The organism is Siminovitchia jepli (genome assembly GCF_047228825.1).
Taxonomy (GTDB): Bacteria; Bacillota; Bacilli; order Bacillales; family Bacillaceae_C; genus Siminovitchia.
In genome coordinates this window covers 1-1748 of record NZ_JBFEGN010000184.1, presented here as the reverse complement: position 1 = coordinate 1748, position 1748 = coordinate 1, and the positions used below count along the sequence as shown (strand labels likewise).

Here is a 1748-nt window from a genome sequence, read left to right as displayed (position 1 = left end):
CCATGTCGGTTACAAAAGGTATTTTTCACCGTCAGTATCGTTTCCGAAACAACCGTCATTAGATATTACTTTTGACAAAATATGAAAATAGAATGGTTTCACTTTTATAGAAACAAGGTTTTTAAAGAACAGTCTCTTGTATTTATCTTTCTTGTATTGGTTTGTTTTATTCTCTACAATACCGTTTCTTATATGAACTTTGTTGCCCTTAATTCATATTTATTAAACTTTGGCTTAAAAGAAATTTTCATCTTATTCTCTTTGACCATCGGCATTTCCTATAGACAGTATCGAAATACAAATTACTTATTAAATCTCAAACAGTCATCTTATTTTATTCCTAGAATTGTGTTTGTCTTATTGATCAATTTGGCGGTCTATGTCACGTATGCAGGGATCACTCATTCATTAATGGGACAGTCTCAAGCTGACTTAGTCACAATGAACCTTTTATGTTCTATTGTTTTTGTAACGATGTTTTCCATGGCAATCGGTTTCTCGATCCCTATTAATGAGTCGAATAAAGCTATTGTGATTATTTTAACAATTGTCTTCGTGAATATTTATGATTTTGTCATCTTGACTACTTTTAATTCCATTGTATATGTTGATCTGCTTAACATGATTGTCTCGGTTTTATTATATCTTTATATCATTACAATATATGTAAGGAAGCCCTATTTTAAATGATAACGGTATTTTTGGCGGTCATTCTCACTATCATATTACATGAGATGGGACATATTATAAGCATTATCATTTTTAACAGTACTGAAGGGAGAAAGCTTTGTGACTTTCGTATACAAATAGGCATTAAGTATATTTTTGTCAGCCATAAAAAATTTAATAAACCGTTTAAAAACTTTATTGTTGCTATATCAGGATCGGTTTTTCCTATTCTTGCAGCTGTATTTTTAACCCGTATGTTCAATACCCAACTCACTTCTATTATGTTGTTGTTGGCAATAGGAAACTTGCTTTTTTTGCATCCTGTATTTCCTGATGGAAAAAATGCACTTCATAGCTTAAAAGAAATGGAGAGATAAATATGTCAAAGTTTTTTAAAGCCTTCTTTGGAGGAGTTAGCTTGGTCATAATATATGTGATTTCTATTTTGGTTGCACCTATCATTATGTTTCTCCTAGGCTACTCGGAAGTTGATTCAAAACCTGCCATTTTTAATTTTCCTTTATATATTGTTGAGGTAAGAGGCGAAGAATTTTTTTCTGAAGCGACTCCAACCGGGTTGCTCTTATCGTTAATATTGGGCATCAGCCTTTATTATTTATTTCCTCTTTTGATATCCAAAAAATGGTCGAGAAGGAATGAATAAACAATCATGTAAAGCATCACGGGCGTAAACAAAAGAGAAACGCGGCCAATTCGAAAAAGAACACCAACATGGATAAAGGATAGTAGAAGGAGGGCTTTCACCCTCCGCCCCCCTCACAAAACCGGACGGGCTGATTTCCCGTATCCGGCTTTTACTTCGTTAGTTCCCCATTTCCAGGAGTGAGTTGTAAATCACCCCATTATTTCACTCCAGAATTAGGAACGATTGGTGAATCAAATTAATCCAGCTCTTGCAAGCACTTTGTTAGGTATTCTCCGATTGGATTCCATATATCCCCAAGCTTCAGCCGGGGGCTTTCTTCAAATTATTTTTTAATTTAGGGCTTACTGAACAACCTTTATTTTGATCAATAGTTTGCCACTCGCAGTTCTGAAATAAAAATAGCCGTCGAATG

At 34.3% G+C, this 1748-nt stretch carries 3 protein-coding genes; all 3 read left to right on the top strand.

All coding sequences use genetic code 11. The annotated features are described in order from the left end of the window. Nucleotides 1-81: 81 nt before the first annotated feature. From AB1L08_RS22270 to AB1L08_RS22260, 3 genes are read left to right on the top strand one after another with little or no spacing between them, the layout of a single operon-like run. Complete coding sequence (locus AB1L08_RS22270) at nt 82-690, top strand: hypothetical protein (RefSeq protein WP_413066759.1); 609 nt, start codon at nt 82-84, stop codon at nt 688-690. Beyond that, nucleotides 687-1046, top strand: a complete 360-nt coding sequence (locus tag AB1L08_RS22265) for a hypothetical protein (RefSeq protein WP_413066758.1) — start codon at nt 687-689, stop codon at nt 1044-1046. Before AB1L08_RS22270 ends, AB1L08_RS22265 begins: the two co-directional genes overlap by 4 nt. A gap of 2 nt (nt 1047-1048) precedes the next feature. Beyond that, nucleotides 1049-1333 carry a hypothetical protein gene (locus AB1L08_RS22260; RefSeq protein ID WP_413066757.1) on the top strand — a complete coding sequence of 95 codons (285 nt, stop codon included), beginning with the start codon at nt 1049-1051 and terminating at the stop codon, nt 1331-1333. Nucleotides 1334-1748 lie beyond the last annotated feature (415 nt).

Bases quoted from the DNA above. Each gene is read 5' to 3' on its own strand.
- AB1L08_RS22270 (WP_413066759.1), top strand. From the start codon at position 82: ATGAAAATAGAATGGTTTCACTTTTATAGAAACAAGGTTTTTAAAGAA.
- AB1L08_RS22265 (WP_413066758.1), top strand. From the start codon at position 687: ATGATAACGGTATTTTTGGCGGTCATTCTCACTATCATATTACATGAG.
- AB1L08_RS22260 (WP_413066757.1), top strand. From the start codon at position 1,049: ATGTCAAAGTTTTTTAAAGCCTTCTTTGGAGGAGTTAGCTTGGTCATA.